Source organism: Streptomyces chilikensis (genome assembly GCF_001642695.1).
GTDB classification, from domain to species: Bacteria; Actinomycetota; Actinomycetes; order Streptomycetales; family Streptomycetaceae; genus Streptomyces; species Streptomyces chilikensis.
This window is the reverse complement of the sequence record NZ_LWCC02000005.1, coordinates 236,718-253,868: the sequence shown is the minus strand read 5'-3', so window position 1 is coordinate 253,868 and position 17,151 is coordinate 236,718. Positions and strand designations below refer to the sequence as shown.

Here is a 17,151-nt window from a genome sequence, read left to right as displayed (position 1 = left end):
AACGGCAACGCCAGCACCGTCGACGCCGTGCTGCGCCGCAGCGCACGCCGCACCCCCGGCCGGACCGCGGTCGATTACGCGGACCGGTCCTGGACCTACGCCGAACTCGACGACGCCGTCTCCCGCGCCGCCGGCGTGCTGCGTTCCGCGGGGCTGGAGCCCGGCGACCGGGTGGCCTCCTACGGCCACAACTCCGACGCCTACCTGATCGGCTACCTCGCCTGCGCCCGCGCCGGGCTGGTCCACGTGCCGGTCAACCAGAACCTCACCGGCGACGACCTGGCCTACCTGCTCCGCCAGTCCGGCAGCGCGCTGGTCCTCGCGGACCCCGCCATCGCCGGACGGCTCCCGGAGGGCACCCGCACCCTCGCCCTGCGCGACGCCGGGGACTCCCTGCTCGCCCGCCTCGCCTCCGCCGCCCCCTTCGACGGTCCGGGGCCGGACGCGGAGGACCTCGCGCAGCTGCTCTACACCTCGGGCACCACCGCGCTTCCCAAGGGCGCCATGATGACCCACCGCGCCCTGGTCCACGCGTACCTGAGCGCCGTCACCGCGCTCGGCCTGAGCGCCGAGGACCGGCCCGTGCACGCGCTGCCGCTCTACCACTCGGCGCAGATGCACGTCTTCCTGCTGCCCTACCTCGCGGTGGGCGCGCGGAACACCATCCTCGACGCACCCGACGGAGACCGCCTCCTCGACCTCGTCGAATCCGGCCGCGTCGACAGCGTGTTCGCGCCGCCCACCGTGTGGATCGCCCTCGCCAACCGCCCCGACTTCGCCACCCGCGACCTCGGTTCGCTGCGCAAGGCCTTCTACGGCGCCTCCGTCATGCCCGTGCCCGTGCTGCGGAGGCTGCGCGAAAGGCTGCCCGGACTGGCCTTCCACAACTGCTTCGGCCAGAGCGAGATCGGCCCGCTCGCCATGGTCCTCGGACCCGACGAGCACGACGGCCGGATGGACTCCTGCGGACGCCCGGTCCTCTTCGTCGAGGCCCGCGTCGTCGACGAGAACGGCAAGGACGTGCCCGACGGCGTCCCCGGTGAGATCGTCTACCGCTCCCCGCAGCTCTGCGAGGGGTACTGGGAGAAGCCCGAGGAGACGCGGGAGGCCTTCCGCGACGGCTGGTTCCACTCCGGCGACCTCGCCGTCCGTGACGCCGAGGGGTACCACACCGTCGTCGACCGGGTGAAGGACGTGATCAACTCCGGTGGCGTGCTGGTCGCCTCCCGCCAGGTCGAGGACGCCCTCCACACCCACCCCGAGGTCGCCGAGACGGCCGTGGTCGGTCTGCCCGACGAACGCTGGATCGAGGCCGTCACCGCCTTCGTGGTGCGCCGGGGCGAGGTCACCGAGGAGGAACTCGTCGCCCACGCCAAGGAGCGGCTGGCCTCATTCAAGGCCCCCAAGCGCGTCGTCTTCGTCGACGCGCTGCCGCGCAACGCCAGCGGGAAGATCCTCAAGCGCGAACTGCGCGACACGTTCGGCGCCGCCACCGGCGCGTGAACCGCGGCCCCCGTACCGCGGCCTCCGTACCGCGGCCCCGCGACGGCGCCCCGACGGGGCCGTGCGAGGGTTCCCCTCCTGATTTACGGACACTCGGCCACCGCCTCCCGCACCGGCCCGCCCACCGGGCGAGGCCGGGCGGGGACGAGCGGAATGCCGAACTCCGGAGGTGAGGGACCCCATGACCCTGCCGGTCATCGCGGCGGTCGACGGATCGGAAGACAGCCTGCGCTCCCTGGACTGGGCGGTGCGCACCGCGCTGATGCGGGGCGCACCCCTGCGCGTGGTGCACGTACGCCAGTACCCGGCGTGGACGCCGCCCGAGTTCGTCGCCGTGGACACCGCCGACGACCCCGTCCTCGACCAGGTGCGCGCCCGGATCGACGCGGGCGGGGGCGTCCGGCCGGACGTCGAGTACCTGAGCAGGGTGGGCGCCCCCGGAACCGTGCTGGCGGAGGTGAGCACCGAGGGCTCGCTCCTGGTGCTCGGCTCCCGCGGCCGCGGAGGCTTCGCCAGCCTGCTGCTCGGGTCCACCGGCATCGCCGCCGCCCGCGACGCCCACTGCCCCGTCGTGGTCGTCCCCCGGACCGACCGCCGGGTCCCGGACGACCTCGCCGACGCCTCCGCCGGCCCGCGCGTGGTCGTCGGCCTGGGCGTCGACCACGTCGGCGACGCCCCCGTCGAGTTCGCCTTCGCCGAGGCCGAGCTGCGCCGGGTGCGGGTCCAGGCCGTCGCCGCCTACCCGTGGCCCCCGCAGATCTGGGCGGTGCCCGGAGAGTTCGCCCTGCCGGTGATCGAGGAGGCCGGCGTCGCCGCCGAGACCCGGGCGCTCGCCGAGGAGAGGCTCGCCCCCTTCCGCGAACGCCACCCCCGGGTCCTCGTGGACATCGCGGTGGAGGGCGGCGACGCGGCGGGCCGGCTCGTCGCCCACTCCCGGGACGCCGAGCTGGTCGTCGTCGGCCGCCACCAGCGGCGGCTGCTGGTACCGACCCGGATGGTCGGCTCGGTCACCCAGGCGGTGCTGCTGCACGCCGCCGCCCCGGTGGCCGTGGTGGCCCCGCACCCGCACGGGGACGCGGGCGACCCCGACGGCGCACGGCCCGGCGAGGAGTGAACTCCCGCACGCCGTGAAGCCCGGCGGGCCACGTACCATGGCGGCATGTCGTTCCTCCGCCGCCGCAGCGCCACGCCCGCCGGGCCCGACTTCGACGTACTGGCCATGGACCCGGGCGACTGGCCCGGCAACCTCGGCGCCGGCCTGCTCCCGGCCCCCGACGGCAGCTGCCAGGGCGTCTTCCTCCGCTACGACCTGTTCGGCAACCGCGGCCCCGCGATGATCATCGGGAACCTTCCCGAGGGTTCGCCCGCCCGCGACGTCCCCGAGGGCGAGGTGCCGTTCGAGGTCGCCCAGCTGCTGCTGGCGCTGGAGAACGACGAGGAGGTGACCGTCGTCGGCGCGGAGGACGTGCCCGTGCTCCAGGGCGACAACCTGCTGGTGGTCCGCCGCCTCAAGCTCTCCGAGAGCCGGATCTCCTGCGTCCAGTTCGACCGCAGCGACAACGTCCTGGTCACCATCGCCTCCTGGGACCGCCCGATCACCGAGGACCTCTACGCGCTCCTCAAGCCGCTGCCCGCCGAGCTCTTCCGCCAGGGCTGAGCCCGCCCGGTCGGCACGCGCCCGGCCGACGCGCGAAGGGGCCGGACCACCGAGGTGGTCCGGCCCCTTCGCGTGCCCCCGCGGGTCAGGGGGCGACGACGTCCACGTCGGTGGCCCTCACGAAGGCCACCCGGTGCCCGAGCTGGATCTGGTAGTACTCGTCCTGGCCGCGCACCACGGTGCCCCTGCCGCCGAACGTCGTGTTCCGGAAGTACTCCGACCGGAACCGGTCACCCGCCACGTACCGCTGCCCGGCCTCGAAGCGGTAGGGGAGCGGGGCCAGTGCCTGCACGGGGATCCCCGGCGGGTAGGCCGACGCCTCCGGATACGCCCGTCCGTACACCGGCACGGACTCCCGTCCGGCCTTCGGCGTCACCACCAGGCCCTTCGTCGCCACCGCGGCCGGCCGCTCCGCCGGGTCGAGGAACCACGCCTTCTGCCCCAGGTACCAGATCGCCGTCCAGTCGCCGGCCCGGTCCGCCACCACGTACTGCTGACCGGTCGAGGCGCGGGCGCCGACGTCGTTCACGCCGATCGTGGTCCGTCCCTCGTCCCGCGGGTACAGGCCGATGTCCCGCACCAGGGGGGCGTCCTCGGAGGGCGCCGAGTACAGCCGCACCTCACTGGAACCGTGCGGGGCGCAGGCCACCCCGGCACGCTCGCAGCCGGTGAAGACCGGCCGGTTGGACGCGTAGTCCGGGCGGACCGTGACCACGTCGCCGTGCGGGTTCGCGTTCGGGTGGAACGGCGCGCCCATCAGCTGGAAGTAGTGCGCCCAGTCCCAGTACGGGCCGGGATCGGTGTGCATGCCGGGAATGCCGGCGGGAGTCACCCCGGGGACCGCGTCGTGGCTGAGGATGTGCTGCCGGTCCAGCGGCACGCCGTGCCGCTTCGCCAGGTACTTCACCAGGCGGGCGGACGAGCGGTACAGCGACTCCGTGAACCAGGCGTCCGGCTGCGCGAGGAACGCCTCCTGCTCGACGCCGATCGCGTGCGCGTTCACGTACCAGTTGCCCGCGTGCCAGCCGACGTCCCGCGCCTTGATGTGCTGGGCGACGTGACCGTCCGAGGAGCGGATCGAGTAGTGCCACGACGCCGCGTAGGTGGCGCGCTGCGCCAGCAGCAGGGTGGTGTCCCAGGTCGCCTCGGTGGAGTGCACCACGATGTAGTCGACCGACTGGTCCGCGGGCCGGTTCGCCAGGTCGTACTTCCCGTAGTTGCCCGGGTCGTCGCCGCCCAGGTGCTGGTACGGCGACGGGATCCACTCGCAGGCCACCGTCGGCGGGCACTCGGTGCCGTCCTGGTCCAGCCGCTTCAGCCCCGCCCGTTCCAGCTGCGCCGGGTCCGCCCGGGCCCGCGGGTCCGCCGCCAGCACGATCCGCTCGCCGGTGTCCGTCACCCGCTCCTGGCCGGCCGAGATCACCGAGAACACGTCCTGGGCGAACATGGCGGCCGTGGCGTCGTCGTCCGCACCGGAGTAGAGCGCGACCGCCGCGTACCAGTCGGCCGGATCCTCGCTCGGCGGCAGCCCCAGTTCCCGCTGGGTCCGCGCCAGCAGGGCCGCGCCGCCCTCCACGTTGGCCGCCGGATCGGTGCGCAGCTCTTCCGCGGGCAGGCCGGTGAGCGCGGACGCGGCCGCCAGGGTGCGCAGGTGCTCCGGAAGCCCGGACGCCTCGGGAACCTCCGGCGTTTCCGCCTCCGGGACCCCCGACGGCCGGGCCTCGTCGCCCCGCGGATCCTCCTCGCCGTGGCTGTGGTGCGGAGCCTCGGCCAGGGCGAGGGACAGATCGGTCAGGTGCATGGGGCCGTAACCACCGGCGACGCTGGGACGACCGGCGTGCGCGTCCCAGCGGGACTCCAGGTACGACACGCCCAGCAGCACGCTCCGCGGCACGTCGTACTCGGCGGCGGCCCGGGCGAACGCCGCGCCCAGCGGGCCCTCGCCCGCCGGGCCGCCGGGCGCGGCGCCCAGCAGGGGCAGCACCAGCGCGGCCGCGGCGACGGCTCCCGCCGCGCGTCCGCGCAAGGGGCGACGGCCCCCGGGCGGGGGAGTGGGGACGGTGGCGGATCCTCGCAATGCATCCTCCCGGGGACGGCTGTGCGCCTGTGGGACCGGCGTGGCGTGCGTCAGGGATACCGGTATCCCGTCACCCCGTCAATGACGCGTGCATGCAAGCAAGTTGGGCCGTCCGGAAACGCCTCAGGGCCCGGGAACACCGGGCCCTGAGGCGAGGGGGCGACGGGCGGGCTCAGCGCGTGCCGACCGCCGCCCGCACCGCCCGACGCGCCATCTGCGCGTCGTCGTGCAACCGCCGCAGCAGCAACCGCTGCTCCTCTCCCGTCGGGATCGCCCCGGCCGGCGCGGCCACCGGAGCCGGCGCGACGTCCTGCATCGTCCGCTGCACCGCCATCTCGTAGGTGCGGATCTCCCGGGTCAGGATCAGCATCAGGTTGACCAGGAAGGCGTCCCGGGCGGCCGGCCCCTGCGACTGGGCCAGCTGGCTGATCTGACGCCGCACGTCCGGTGCGTCCCCCAGCACCGACCACAGCGTCGCCAGGTCGTACCCCGGCAGGTACCAGCCCGCGTGCTCCCAGTCCACCAGCACCGGACCGGTCGGCGAGACGAGGATGTTGGAGAGCAGCGCGTCACCGTGACAGAACTGCCCCGTCCCCTGCCTGCCCGACGAGTGCGCGATGCCGTGCAACAGCTTCTGCAGGTCCCCCAGGTCCCGGTCGGTGAGCAGCCCCAGCGCGTGGTACCGGTTGATCCGCGCCGCGTAGTCCAGCGGGGCGGAGAAGGTGCCCGCCGGAGGCCGCCAGGCGTTGAGCCGGCAGATCGCGCCCAGCGCCGCCCGGAGGTCGGCGCGCGGCGGAGGCTCCACGGGGTGCCGGTGAAGCGCCGCCGCCCGTCCCGGCACGCGCTCGATGACCAGCGTGCAGTTGTCCGGGTCCGCCGCGATCAGCCTCGGCGCCCGTACGGGGGGCCGGTGCCGGACGAAGGACCGGTACGCAGCTATTTCGTGCCGGATCCGCTCGGCCCAGGCCGGTGAGTCGTCCAGTAAAACCTTGGCGACCGCGGTGGTCCGTCCCGTCGTCCCGACCAGCAGCACGGACCGGCCGGTGCGCCGCAGCACCTGCACGGGCGCGAACTCGGGACAGATCCGGTGCACGGAGGCGATGGCCGTCCGCAGCTGCGCGCCCTGCGGGCCGGACAGGTCCAGCCGTCCGCTGAGTGTCCCGCCCCCCTGGTGAGGTGTCCGCCGCAGCCGGGGGCCCGCGGGCTGGACCCCCTGACGGGTCGGATCGAGGAAGGGGCCGGCGCCCGGGCGGGGTTGCGGCCGGAGCGGGGCGGACACGGAGGACGACACTGCGTACATGGGAGACGGATCCCTTCGTGTGCCGGAAGAGTTACCGCGCCATCCGCCCCGGCCCCGGAGGGCACCCTGGGGAGAGCCCCCGTGCGGGACCGGGGCGGGATGGCGCACTTCTACTCCACATCACGCGGGGGCGTGGCTGACAACTGGCGACCCCTGGCGAACCCTGGCGAATAGTCGCCCGGCACTTTGGCCCGCGTTAGTGTCAAGTCAGCCGAGAACCTGGGGGCTTGACGTGAGCGGACAACCCAACACCCGCCTGGCGGACCTGTTCGGCCTGGCCGGCTGGACCAAGGGCGAACTCGCGAGGCTGGTCAACCGGCAGGCGGCGGCCATGGGCCACCCGCAGCTGGCGACCGACACCTCCCGGGTGCGGCGTTGGATCGACATGGGGGAGATCCCCCGCGATCCGGTGCCGAGGGTGCTGGCCGATCTGTTCACCGAGCGTCTCGGCCGTGTCGTGACCATCGAGGATCTCGGACTGGTCCGGCAAGGGCGAACGGGGAAACGGCAGCGCGGCGAGGAGAATCCCGACGGTCTGCCGTGGGCGCCCGAGCGGACGGCTGCGGTCCTCACCGAATTCACGGGAATGGACCTCATGCTCAACCGACGCGGCTTGGTGGGCGCGGGCGTCGCGCTCACCGCAGGATCGGCGCTGCACAGCGCCATGCACCAGTGGCTGAACGCGGACCCGGCCCTCGCGGCCGACGGCCCACGGACCGACGAATTTCCGCACGCGGACCCGGCCGGGTTCGACCGCTACGAGGCGGCCCCGGTGGGCTCCGAGGAGGTCGAGGAACTGGAGCGCTCCGTGGAGGTGTTCCGGGCCTGGGACGCCTCCCGGGGCGGAGGCCTCCAGCGCAAGGCGGTGGTGGGGCAGTTGAACGAGGTGGGCGGCATGCTCGCCTATCACCACCCCGACCACCTGCAGCGGCGCCTGTGGGGCGTCGCCGCCAACCTGGCCGTGCTGGCCGGGTGGATGTCGCACGACGTCGGCCTGGAGCCCACGGCCCAGAAGTACTTCGTCATCGCGGCGCACGCGGCGCGTGAGGGCGGGGACCGGCCCCGGGCCGGCGAGGCGCTCTCCCGGGCCGCACGGCAGATGGTCCACCTGGGCCGTCCCGACGACGCCCTGGACCTGATGAAACTCGCCAAGTCCGGTGCCGGGGAGGAGGTCCTGCCCCGTACCAGGGCGATGCTCCACACCATCGAGGCCTGGGCGCAGGCGTCCATGGGCAAGAGCCAGGCCATGCGCCGCACGCTGGGCCGGGCGGAGGACCTCTTCGTCTCCGACAAGGGAGACGTCGCCCCGCCCAGCTGGATGCAGATGTTCGACGAGGCCGACCTGCACGGGATGGAGGCGCTCGCCTACCGCACCCTCGCCGAGCACGATCCCTCGGCGGCGGCCCTGGCGCAGAGCCACGCCAAGCGGGCGCTCGACCTCAGGGAGAACGGCCGGGAGCGGTCCAAGATCTTCGACTGGCTCTCCCTGGCGTCGGCGTGCTTCATCGCCGACGATCCCGAGCAGGCGGACCGCTACGCCCGCCTGGCGCTGGTCTCGATGGGCAGCAACTCCTCGCACCGCACCTGGGACCGGCTCCGCCAGATGTACCGGCTGACCGGCCAGTACGCGAGTTACCCGAAGATCGAGGAACTGCGTGAGGAGATCCAGCTCGCCCTGCCCAAGCCCAAGCGGCCGGGGAGCGGCGCGGCGGTGTGAACGGGGCGGGGCTCCGCCGTTCCGGCCGGATCCCGCGTCCCCGTGCGTGGTGACGGCGCGTGGCCGGCGTGCGGGGTGGTGGTGTCGGCCGCCCTGACGGCGGGGCGATGAGTCACCGCTCCAGGAGCCGGGAGGCGCCACCGTCGGGCGACGGCCGGCCGGGTCGCGCAGCCGTGCGCCCGGATCAGCGGTGCGCGCGGGTCAGCCGTGCACCGAGGGTCAGCCGTGCACGCGGGCCACGAGGAAGCAGCCGGTGCCGTCGTGCCGGTCGCCGCCGAACGCGTCCGCCAGTATCCGTACCGCGCCCTGCGCGGACGGTTCGTCCCGGAGGCTCTCGGCCAGTCCGGTCAGCCGGCGCTCGCCGTCCGCGCCGCCGGCCAGGCCCGCGGTGCGGAGGACCAGGAGGTCGCCCGCCTCCAGCCGCTGCTCCGCCTCGGCCTGCCCGCCGGGGGAGCGGAGCGTCCGGCCCGTCCCGCCCCGGAAGAGCACCGGGGCGGGACAGCCGGCCCACCTCAAGGTCCTGGTCCCGGCCGCGTACCGGCAGCACAGGGCCGGTCCGCAGACCGGCCGGGCGCCGCGCCGCAGCAGATCGTCCAGCCACACCGCCGACTGCCCGGGGGCGGCGCCCGCCATCGCCATGCCGCGCAGGGCGCCGATCAGCATCGCCGTACCCGAGGCCACCGCGGACGGTTCGCCGGTCAGGGTGCCGAAACCGATCAGCGTCTCCCCGTCCGGGAGTTCGCAGGCGTCGTACCAGTCACTGCCGGTGGGCTCACCGGGCGCGGAGGACGGCAGCCGACCCGCCGCCAGCTCCAGCGACCCGGGCCCGCCCTGTCGCGGGAGCCGCAGGGAGCCGTGCCACGGGGGGAGCACGGCTTCCTGCGGCTCGACCACGAGCCCCTGCCCGGACCGGGCCGTCCGGCGGTGACGGAGCGAGTCACGGGTCTCGCTCACCGCCCGCCGGTACCGGCGCAGTTCGCTGACGTCACGCAGCACCGCCCACATGGAGGCGGTGTTGCCGTCGGCGTCGAGCACGGGCTCGCCCTTCATGTGCACGGTCCGCACCCTGCCGTCGTCCGGACGCGTGATCCGGAACTCCCCGTCGATCGGCCGGCCGTCGACCAGGCAGCCGGTCACCATGGCGGTGAGCCGGGGCCGGTCCTGGTCGAGGACCAGGGAGGGCAGCTCGTCGAGGGTGAGGGCGTGGGCGGCGGGATCCATGCCAAGGATCTCGTAGAACTCGGCGGACCAGCGGACCTCGTCGGTCAGCAGTTCCCACTCCGCGCTGCCGATCCGGCCCGGGGCCGGAGTCGGAGCCGGTCCGGTGCCGGGCGCGGCCGGCGGGGCGGGCAGCGCCTCGGGGGAGCCTGCCGCGGGCGGAGGGCCCTCGCGGAGCTGCGCCAGGTGTTCGTCGAGGTCCTCCAGGTGATGCAGCGCGAGGTCGTAGAGAGCGCGCTGCCACCGGTCCTCGGGATCCGTGCCGTCGCTCCACGCGCCGCGGCGTACCGCGTCCATGTCCGTCCTGAGCTGCCGCGTCCGCGCGATGAGGACCTCCACCGGGCTGTCGCCGGAGGGCGAGAGGCCGGCGGGGCGATCCGCGGACAGAGGGGACGGCATGACGGACTCCGGTGTCGAGGAGACGGTACGGCCGTGACCGGCCGGTGAACCGGATACGACTCTGGCACAGCTCGCCACCCCCTGTAAGGGATTCGGCAACACTCGATTCGGTGGTGCTTCTGGCATATGTCAGAGTCTTCCGGGGTCAGGGTCCCGGTGAAGCAGGGGCCAAAGTTACTTCTCCGCAAGGGAGTTGGAGGCGGACGCGGGGGCGTCCACCGGGTGGTCAGACGTCCGGTCCGGGCTCCTCCGCGGGGCAGGAGCCGCTCTTCAGTTCCCCCAGAAGCAGGAACGCCTCCACGGCCCGTTGTACGCAGCGTGATGATCCGTAGCCCGTGTGTCCCTCGCCCTTGTTGTCCAGGACCACCGCCGCGGGGCCCAGCCGCCGGGCCGTCTCCACCGTCCAGCGGTACGGCGTGGCGGGGTCGCCCCGGGTGCCGACCAGGAGCATCCGGGGCGACCTGAGGTCGTGGACCCTCTCGCGCACGAAGTCGGTCCCCCTGGGCCGCCCGTAACACATCAGTGCCTCGGCCAGCCGGTACCGGCCGAAGACCGGGGACGCCTTCTCGTAGGAGGCGCGCATCGCGCCCAGTTCCGCCGCGATGCGCCGCGCGGACGGACGTTCGGGCGCATCGGCGCAGTTGACGGCGAGCAGCGCGGCCGGGGCGTTGTCCAGCGGCACGTGCTGCCGGGACCTCCGCGGCCGTTCGCGGTGGAACACCGGCGGGGAGAAGGCGCCCTGGGTGAACCCCTGCAGGCCGCGCGGATCGCCGTACTCCACCAGGTCGGCCACCCCCCGCTCCAGCTGCGGCCACAGCGCCCGGCTGTACAGCGCCTGGCCGAGGGCGGCCACCAGGTCCTGGCCGGTGAAACCGCGGCCCGCCGCCGAGGGCGCCGGGCGGGCGTCCAGCATGCCGACCAGCCGCTCCACCTGCCGGGGCGCCGTGCGGGCGTCGCGGCCGAAGGGGCAGGCGATGTCCCGTACGCACCAGGTCAGGAACCGTTCCAGCGCGGCCTGCTGGCCCGCCGCGCCGGCCCGGGCCTGCTCGACGGGGGAGTCGGTGAGGGTGTCCACGCCGTCCAGGACGAACCGGCCCACCCGGTGCGGGAACCGCGCGGCGTAGACGGCGCCGAGGCGGGTTCCGTAGGAGAAGCCGAGGTAGTTCAGGCGCCGGTCGCCGAGGGCGTGGCGGATGACGTCCATGTCGCGGGCCGCGTCCACGGTGCCCATGTGCTCCAGCACCGGGCCGGAGCTGGCGGCGCAGGCCTCGGCGATCTCCCGCAGTCTGCGCAGGTAGGGGTGGGGGTCGCCGTCGGCCACCTGGCCGGGGGAGGCGCCCTCCTCCCGGGCGTCCCGCCGCCCGTCGTCCCGGCCCTGCCCGGGGGAGCCCGAGTACGCGGCCTCGCCGCAGGTCACCGGGGAGGACCGGCCGACACCGCGGGGGTCGAAGGCGACCACGTCGTAGCCCTTGGCGAGAGGCATGAAGTCCTTGCCGGCCATGGCCAGCCGGCCGACGCCCTCACCGCCGGGACCGCCGAAGTTGAGGACGAGTGAGCCGCGGGGCCGGTCGCCGGTGGACCGCAGACGGGCCAGTGCCAGCCGGAGGGAGCCGCGGTCCGGGCGCGCGTAGTCCAGGGGAACGGTGACCGCGCCGCACTGGAGGTCACGCGGTGCGGCCTCGGAGTCGCAGGGGTGCCAGGTCACGCGCTGGTCGTAGTACTGCTTCAGGCGGGGCGGCGGATCCCCCGCCCCGCTGCCCGCCGCCGACGGGGCGGCGGGCAGCGCCGCGCAGAGCGCGGCCAGTGCGGCCGTGCCGGCCGCGACGCGTATGGAGCACGGTCCCTGCATGCGAGCCTCCGGGGGTGGACGGCCGCGGTCCACGTTAGGCGTGAGCCGCCCGCCGCGCCCGTCCGCGCGGGCCGCCCGGGGGACCCGCCGCACGGGCACGGGCACGGCGAAGGGCGGGGAGGAACCGCCCTCCCCGCCCTTCGCCGCCGTCGTCCCGCCGTGCGCGTCGCCCGCGCGGGCCCGCGTGCCGGGCGCGTCAGCGGGTCGCCCGGCTGCGGTCCAGCGCGGCCACGCCCAGCGCGGCCAGCACGACCTGGATCAGCCACTCCAGCCAGTCGGGCCCGTTGGTGTCCGAGACCCCGAACGCACCGGCGAGCGCCGAACCGATCAGCGCCGCCGCGATGCCGACCACGATCGTCCACAGCACTCCGATGTGCTGGCGTCCGGGAACGACGAGGCGTCCCAGCACGCCGATCACGATGCCGATGACAATCGCGCTGATGATGCCCGAGATCTCCATCTTCCCGCCCGTCCCTTCGCATTTGTCGTGCGATCCTTCTGCCCCCGGGCGGGAGTCGCACGCTTCCGGGCCCTCGGTCGCGTGCCTGTCACGTGCTTTTCCCTCACCTGACGCGCGGAGCGGACCGGCGGCCCACGGCCCCGGGACCGTCTCCGCACCCGCCGCGCCCGCCGCGGCCCCGGCCGGCGGTGGCACGGACGAGGCGGGGCCGGACCGGGGTGACCCGGTCCGGCCCCGCCGTCGCGGAGGGCCGCAGGGAGCCGTCAGAACCTCGACGACTTACGCGCCTTCGCCTTCCTCATGCCCAGGGCCGCGCATGCCGCTCCGAGGCAGATCGCCAGGGCGCCGATGCAGATGCTGCTGATGATCACGCCGGCGTCGGGGTTGGTGCCCACCACCCAGGGAGCGATGATCATCCAGGCGCCGAGGGCGGCGGCGCCCAGGCCGAGCGAACTCATCCGCGTCGGATTCGCCGCCGCGCAGATCGCCAGGGCCGCTATCGCCGCGCCGACGATCACGTTGTGCGCCACCATCGGGGGCTGGTTTCCGGTGAAGTGCAGGATCCACGGCGAGGCGGCACAGTACACGCCGACCAGGGCCAGCGGCGCGGCGAGCATCCCCAGATTCGGACCCTGCTGGGAGCGGGCGTACTGCTCCCTCATTTCGAGCACGTCGGGGTGACTCGCCATGTCACCACGCGGGTGCGAGACATTGGCCATGACTCGTCTCCTTCGAGATCTCAGGCCTGACCGCGAGTGCGGCGGAAGGAATCGAATGCGGGGCGGTTGGCCCGCACCTGTTCCATTCTGCCCCGATTCACCCGTTATGTGTAATGCAGGTCACGCAGTGGTCCGCCGGAACTCATCCGGCGCGCTCGAGCAGCCCTCTGACGTAGGCCGCCTGTCCCACGTGCTGGAGGTCGTCGGAGAGCACGCTGACCAGCCGGACGCCCAGCGTCACCGGCGGATCCCACCGCTCGTCGACGATCCGTTCCAGCTCGGCGGCGGTCAGCGCGCGCAGGAAGCGGAGCGTCTGCTCGTGCACCGCGTCGTAGTACCCGGTCAGCAGGTCCGGCGAGTCCACCCGCACCGCCGCCACCCTCGCCGCGTCGTGCCCGAAACCGGTGTCATGGGCCGGCAGGTCCAGCCCGAAGCGGCCGTGCCAGTCCTGTGCCGTCCAGACCTGCTCCCGGCCCGCGGCGTCCGCGACGTGGTCGTCCTGCACCCGCGTCAGGTGCCACACCAGCCAGGCCACCGGGTTCGCCCCCGGGGCGGGGCGCGCGGCGAGCCGTTCCGCGTCCAGCCCGCGGACCGCCGCGTGCACCTCCTCGCGGATCCGTCCGTACCCGTCGACCAGAATGTCCTTTGCGTCCATGGGTCCAGCCTCCGCCGCATCCCGTCGCCCCGCTCGGCGGTTGGACCGGGAGAGGGTCGGTGAGGAAGAGTGATCGCGCACCGTCGAACACGCCGAAACCCCAGGAGTCGCGTTGTACACCGCCCATCCCGGCCGCTACGAGCGGATGCCCTACCGGCGCACCGGACGCAGCGGCCTGAAGCTTCCCGCGCTGTCGCTCGGCCTGTGGCACAACTTCGGTCCCGACCGTCCCGTCGAAACCCAGCGGGCCATCCTGCGGCGCGCCTTCGACCTCGGGATCACCCACTTCGACCTCGCCAACAACTACGGCCCGCCTCCGGGCGCCGCCGAATCCGCCTTCGGCGAGGCCCTCAAGGCCGATCTGCGGCCCTACCGCGACGAGATGGTGATCTCCACCAAGGCCGGCTACCTGATGTGGGACGGCCCCTACGGTGAGTGGGGCTCCCGCAAGTACCTCCTCTCCTCGCTGGACCGGAGCCTGTCCCGGATGGGGCTCGAGTACGTCGACATCTTCTACTCGCACCGCCCCGACCCGGACACCCCGCTCGAGGAGACCATGGGCGCGCTGCACTCCGCCGTGCAGCAGGGCAAGGCGCTCTACGTGGGCGTCTCCAACTACTCGCCGGAGCAGACCCGCGAGGCGGCCCGCATCCTCGCCGACCTCGGCACGCCGCTGCTGATCCACCAGCCCCGCTACTCGATGCTCGACCGCCGCCCCGAGGAGACCGGCCTGCTCGACGCGCTGGACGAGCTCCAGGTCGGCTCCATCGTCTACTCGCCGCTCGAGCAGGGCCTCCTCACCTCCCGCTACCTCGACGGCATTCCGGAGGGCTCCCGCGCCGCGAGCGACAGCCCCTTCCTGACCGCCGACAAGGTGACCTCGGAACTCGTCGGGCACCTGCGCGCGCTGAACGAGATCGCCGCCGCGCGCGGCCAGTCGCTGGCCCAGATGGCCCTGGCCTGGGTGCTGAGGGGCGGCCGCGTCACCTCCGCACTGGTCGGCGCCAGCAGCCCGCAGCAGGTCGAGGACTCGGTCGCCGCCATCGCCGGCCTGGACTTCACCGACGACGAGCTGGCCCGCATCGACGCGATCGTCCGCGCCGCCGGCTGACGGACGGAGGGCCCGGCGCACGGGCCCCGCGGGTGCCGTCCCCCTCCCGCGGGGCCCACGCGTGGTGAACAGGGTGACGCGGAGCAGTCAAAATGGGGGGAGTGCCGGGGCCGGACCCGGGTACCAGGAGAGGCGCATCAGTATCCGGCCGGGCCGGCAGCCGAGAGAGACACGCATGATCGAACACCTGGACGGGGCGGTGGCGACAACGGGTTTCGACGTCCCCGTAGAGCCTCTGCGGCGTGCGACGCACTTCACCGGTGAGCCGGGGTGCATCGCCGAGGCGCGGGAGTTCGCGGGGCAGTTCCTGGAGCAGCTGAGGAACGAATGGTGCGCCACCGCCGACGAACGGTACGGCGGTGAGCTGCTCCTGGTGGTCAGCGAGCTGGTCACCAACGCGGACCGGCACAGTCACGGCCCGTACATCCTCGAGCTCGAGGGCTCGGACAACTCCGTGACCGTCACGGTCTACGACAGCAGCGTCGCCCTGCCGCAGATCTTCCCCCGGGACCCCGAGCGGATCGGCCGGCACGGCTTGGAGATCGTCCACGCGGTCGCCGACGAGGTCGTGGTGGAGCGCGTCCCGGTCGGCAAGCGGATACGCGCCACCCTGCGCCTCGGCGGCTGAGCGGGCCTCGGCCGCGGACACCGCGGCCGAGGCCGAACCCTCGTGCCGGGTAAGGCGATTCACCTCTGAGCGGAACCCCGACCGGCCGTCTTGCCGGGGCCCGGGAGCCGCCTAGGGTGAGAAGGGTGAGCGACCACGCATCCTCCCGGACCCCCGTTCCCCTCCGCCGCCCGGCCCGTGCCAGGGAGCCGCTGTGGCGCGACCTCGTGGGCGACGTGCTGCGCCGCGAGCGGCTCGCCCAGGGGCGCACCCTGAAGGAGGTCGCCGAGGCGGCGCGGATCTCCATGCCCTACCTGTCGGAGCTGGAGCGCGGCCGCAAGGAGGCCTCCTCGGAGGTCCTCGCGGCCGCCGCCCGGGCCCTGGGCCTCGGCCTCGAGGACCTGCTGATCCGCGTCCACAGCGACCTCACGACCCGCTCGGCCGCCGTCCCGGCCGCCGTGTCCGCCGCCGTGCCGCGCCGCGGGGGCCTCTGCCTGGCGGCCTGACCCCGGCCGGCGGCACGGGCAGGCATCCGCATCCGGTCCTGCGGCACGGGCAGGCACCCCGGCCCGGCACCGCGGGACGGCGGCCCCGGTCCGGCGCCCCGCGGTGCCGGACCGGGGCGTCACAGACGTTCGGTCAGCACCTCGTCCGCCAGGCCGTAGGCCACCGCCTCCGCGGCGGTGAACACCTTGTCCCGGTCCATGTCCGCGCGCAGCGTCGCCGTGTCGTGGCCCGTGTGCCGGGCCAGCACCTCCTCCACCTGGGCCCGGATCCTGCCGATCTCCCGGGCCCGCAGCGCCAGGTCGGCCACCGTGCCCTGACTGCCCGCGCTGGCCGGCTGGCCCAGCAGCACCCGTGAGTGCTCCAGCACGAACCGCCGCCCCGGATCGCCGCCGGCCAGCAGCACCGCCGCCGTCGACGCCGCCTGGCCGACGCAGAAGGTGGCGATCGGCGCGCGCACGAAGCGCATGGTGTCGTAGATGGCCATCAGCGACGTGACGGAGCCGCCGGGGGAGTTGAGGTACAGCGCGATCTCGTGGTCGGGCGCGTCGGACTCCAGGTGGAGCAGCTGGGCGATGACCACGTTCGCCACCCCGTCGTCGATCTCGGTGCCCAGGAAGACGATCCGCTCCGACAGCAGACGGCTGAACACGTCGGAGGACCGCTCGCCCCGCGCGGTCCGCTCGGTCACGTACGGAACCGTGTAGCTCCCCATGGTCACAGCCCCGTCCGGCGTCGGGAGGCGCTGGGACGCACCTCGTCGAAGGAATCCACCAGGCGGTCGACCATCCCGTACTCCAGGGCCTGGCCGGCGGTGAACCAGCGGTCCCGGTCGGAGTCCCGGGCGATGGTCTCCTGGCTCTGCCCGGTGTGCTCGGAGAGGATCCGCTCGATCTGCCTCCTGGTGAACTGGAGGTTCTCCGCCTGGATCTCCACGTCCGCCGCCGTGCCGCCGATGCCGGCCGAAGGCTGGTGCATCATGATCCGCGCGTTGGGCAGCGCGTACCGCTTGCCCGGCGCGCCCACGGTCAGCAGGAACTGGCCCATGCTGGCCGCGAACCCCATCACCAGCGTCGAGACGTCGTTCGGGATGGCCCGCATGGTGTCGTAGACGGCGAGACCCGCGGTCACCGAGCCGCCCGGGCTGTTGATGTAGAGGCCGATGTCGGTCCGCGGGTCCTCCGCGGAGAGCACCAGCAGCTGGGCGCAGACCCGGTTGGCGGACACCTCGTCCACCTGGGTGCCGAGCACCACGATCCGCTGCGCCAGGAGCGCCGACGCCAGGTGGTCGTCGAAGCTCGTGCAGGGGGTGTCGCCGTCCTGCGCCCGGGGGGCGTACCGCGGTGGAAGCATCCGAGGTCCTCCTGAAGACTCG

General features: G+C 73.9%; 16 protein-coding genes. 7 read left to right on the top strand and 9 right to left on the bottom strand.

Features of this window, described 5'->3' with window-relative positions:
* The 3 genes from A2U95_RS01320 to A2U95_RS01310 all read left to right on the top strand — a co-directional run.
* Positions 1 to 1,503, top strand: a 1,503-nt coding sequence (locus tag A2U95_RS01320) for an acyl-CoA synthetase (protein ID WP_166020414.1), incomplete at its 5' end; no start/stop codon positions are given.
* 181 nt (positions 1,504 to 1,684) lie between these two features.
* Positions 1,685 to 2,617 carry a universal stress protein gene (locus tag A2U95_RS01315; RefSeq protein ID WP_166020413.1) on the top strand — a complete coding sequence of 311 codons (933 nt, stop codon included), beginning with the start codon at positions 1,685 to 1,687 and terminating at the stop codon, positions 2,615 to 2,617.
* Positions 2,618 to 2,662: 45 nt separating this feature from the next.
* A complete protein-coding gene (locus A2U95_RS01310) occupies positions 2,663 to 3,160 on the top strand; it encodes a hypothetical protein (RefSeq protein ID WP_166020412.1) in 498 nt (165 codons plus the stop codon).
* An 85-nt stretch (positions 3,161 to 3,245) separates the two neighbouring features.
* Here the strand turns inward: A2U95_RS01310 and A2U95_RS01305 are convergent, their stop codons facing one another.
* Both A2U95_RS01305 and A2U95_RS01300 read right to left on the bottom strand, forming a co-directional pair.
* The gene (locus A2U95_RS01305) at positions 3,246 to 5,237 is read right to left on the bottom strand and encodes an N-acetylmuramoyl-L-alanine amidase (protein WP_166020411.1); all 1,992 of its coding nucleotides are present in this window, start codon (positions 5,235 to 5,237) and stop codon (positions 3,246 to 3,248) included.
* A gap of 172 nt (positions 5,238 to 5,409) precedes the next feature.
* Positions 5,410 to 6,537, bottom strand: coding sequence for an aminoglycoside phosphotransferase family protein (locus tag A2U95_RS01300; RefSeq protein WP_166020410.1), 1,128 nt, complete (start codon positions 6,535 to 6,537; stop codon positions 5,410 to 5,412).
* Positions 6,538 to 6,769: 232 nt separating this feature from the next.
* Here A2U95_RS01300 and A2U95_RS01295 point away from each other — a divergent pair, with 232 nt between their 5' ends.
* The gene (locus A2U95_RS01295; protein ID WP_166020409.1) at positions 6,770 to 8,254 is read left to right on the top strand and encodes a DNA-binding protein NsdB; all 1,485 of its coding nucleotides are present in this window, start codon (positions 6,770 to 6,772) and stop codon (positions 8,252 to 8,254) included.
* Between the two features lie 219 nt (positions 8,255 to 8,473).
* Here A2U95_RS01295 and A2U95_RS01290 read toward each other — a convergent pair whose 3' ends face one another.
* The 5 genes from A2U95_RS01290 to A2U95_RS01270 all read right to left on the bottom strand — a co-directional run bounded on the left by A2U95_RS01290 (position 8,474) and on the right by A2U95_RS01270 (position 13,554).
* Complete coding sequence (locus A2U95_RS01290) at positions 8,474 to 9,871, bottom strand: PP2C family protein-serine/threonine phosphatase (RefSeq protein ID WP_166020408.1); 1,398 nt, start codon at positions 9,869 to 9,871, stop codon at positions 8,474 to 8,476.
* 226 nt (positions 9,872 to 10,097) lie between these two features.
* A complete protein-coding gene (locus A2U95_RS01285; RefSeq protein ID WP_166020407.1) occupies positions 10,098 to 11,720 on the bottom strand; it encodes an alpha/beta hydrolase in 1,623 nt (540 codons plus the stop codon).
* Positions 11,721 to 11,916: 196 nt separating this feature from the next.
* On the bottom strand, positions 11,917 to 12,180 hold the full coding sequence (locus tag A2U95_RS01280; RefSeq protein ID WP_166020406.1) for a GlsB/YeaQ/YmgE family stress response membrane protein: 264 nt from the start codon (positions 12,178 to 12,180) through the stop codon (positions 11,917 to 11,919).
* A 263-nt stretch (positions 12,181 to 12,443) separates the two neighbouring features.
* On the bottom strand, positions 12,444 to 12,899 hold the full coding sequence (locus tag A2U95_RS01275) for an SPW repeat protein (RefSeq protein ID WP_166020405.1): 456 nt from the start codon (positions 12,897 to 12,899) through the stop codon (positions 12,444 to 12,446).
* Positions 12,900 to 13,041: 142 nt separating this feature from the next.
* The gene (locus A2U95_RS01270; RefSeq protein WP_166020404.1) at positions 13,042 to 13,554 is read right to left on the bottom strand and encodes a mycothiol transferase; all 513 of its coding nucleotides are present in this window, start codon (positions 13,552 to 13,554) and stop codon (positions 13,042 to 13,044) included.
* A gap of 112 nt (positions 13,555 to 13,666) precedes the next feature.
* Between A2U95_RS01270 and mgrA the strand changes: the two genes are divergently transcribed.
* The 3 genes from mgrA (at position 13,667) to A2U95_RS01255 (ending at position 15,778) form a co-directional block, all read left to right on the top strand.
* Positions 13,667 to 14,665: an L-glyceraldehyde 3-phosphate reductase gene (gene mgrA, locus A2U95_RS01265; RefSeq protein ID WP_166020403.1), complete on the top strand. Its 999-nt coding sequence runs from the start codon at positions 13,667 to 13,669 to the stop codon at positions 14,663 to 14,665.
* Positions 14,666 to 14,840: 175 nt separating this feature from the next.
* Complete coding sequence (locus A2U95_RS01260; protein ID WP_166020402.1) at positions 14,841 to 15,293, top strand: ATP-binding protein; 453 nt, start codon at positions 14,841 to 14,843, stop codon at positions 15,291 to 15,293.
* A 125-nt stretch (positions 15,294 to 15,418) separates the two neighbouring features.
* Positions 15,419 to 15,778, top strand: coding sequence for a helix-turn-helix domain-containing protein (locus A2U95_RS01255; RefSeq protein WP_166020401.1), 360 nt, complete (start codon positions 15,419 to 15,421; stop codon positions 15,776 to 15,778).
* Positions 15,779 to 15,897: 119 nt separating this feature from the next.
* Here the strand turns inward: A2U95_RS01255 and A2U95_RS01250 are convergent, their stop codons facing one another.
* Positions 15,898 to 16,491 carry a ClpP family protease gene (locus A2U95_RS01250; RefSeq protein WP_166020400.1) on the bottom strand — a complete coding sequence of 198 codons (594 nt, stop codon included), beginning with the start codon at positions 16,489 to 16,491 and terminating at the stop codon, positions 15,898 to 15,900.
* 2 nt (positions 16,492 to 16,493) lie between these two features.
* Positions 16,494 to 17,129 carry an ATP-dependent Clp protease proteolytic subunit gene (locus tag A2U95_RS01245; RefSeq protein ID WP_166020399.1) on the bottom strand — a complete coding sequence of 212 codons (636 nt, stop codon included), beginning with the start codon at positions 17,127 to 17,129 and terminating at the stop codon, positions 16,494 to 16,496.
* Positions 17,130 to 17,151: the final 22 nt, after the last annotated feature.

Bases quoted from the DNA above. Each gene is read 5' to 3' on its own strand.
- A2U95_RS01315 (WP_166020413.1), top strand. From the start codon at position 1,685: ATGACCCTGCCGGTCATCGCGGCGGTCGACGGATCGGAAGACAGCCTG.
- A2U95_RS01310 (WP_166020412.1), top strand. From the start codon at position 2,663: ATGTCGTTCCTCCGCCGCCGCAGCGCCACGCCCGCCGGGCCCGACTTC.
- A2U95_RS01300 (WP_166020410.1), bottom strand. From the start codon at position 6,537: ATGTACGCAGTGTCGTCCTCCGTGTCCGCCCCGCTCCGGCCGCAACCC.
- A2U95_RS01290 (WP_166020408.1), bottom strand. From the start codon at position 9,871: ATGCCGTCCCCTCTGTCCGCGGATCGCCCCGCCGGCCTCTCGCCCTCC.
- A2U95_RS01285 (WP_166020407.1), bottom strand. From the start codon at position 11,720: ATGCAGGGACCGTGCTCCATACGCGTCGCGGCCGGCACGGCCGCACTG.
- A2U95_RS01280 (WP_166020406.1), bottom strand. From the start codon at position 12,180: ATGGAGATCTCGGGCATCATCAGCGCGATTGTCATCGGCATCGTGATC.
- A2U95_RS01275 (WP_166020405.1), bottom strand. From the start codon at position 12,899: ATGGCCAATGTCTCGCACCCGCGTGGTGACATGGCGAGTCACCCCGAC.
- A2U95_RS01270 (WP_166020404.1), bottom strand. From the start codon at position 13,554: ATGGACGCAAAGGACATTCTGGTCGACGGGTACGGACGGATCCGCGAG.
- A2U95_RS01260 (WP_166020402.1), top strand. From the start codon at position 14,841: ATGATCGAACACCTGGACGGGGCGGTGGCGACAACGGGTTTCGACGTC.
- A2U95_RS01250 (WP_166020400.1), bottom strand. From the start codon at position 16,491: ATGGGGAGCTACACGGTTCCGTACGTGACCGAGCGGACCGCGCGGGGC.
- A2U95_RS01245 (WP_166020399.1), bottom strand. From the start codon at position 17,129: ATGCTTCCACCGCGGTACGCCCCCCGGGCGCAGGACGGCGACACCCCC.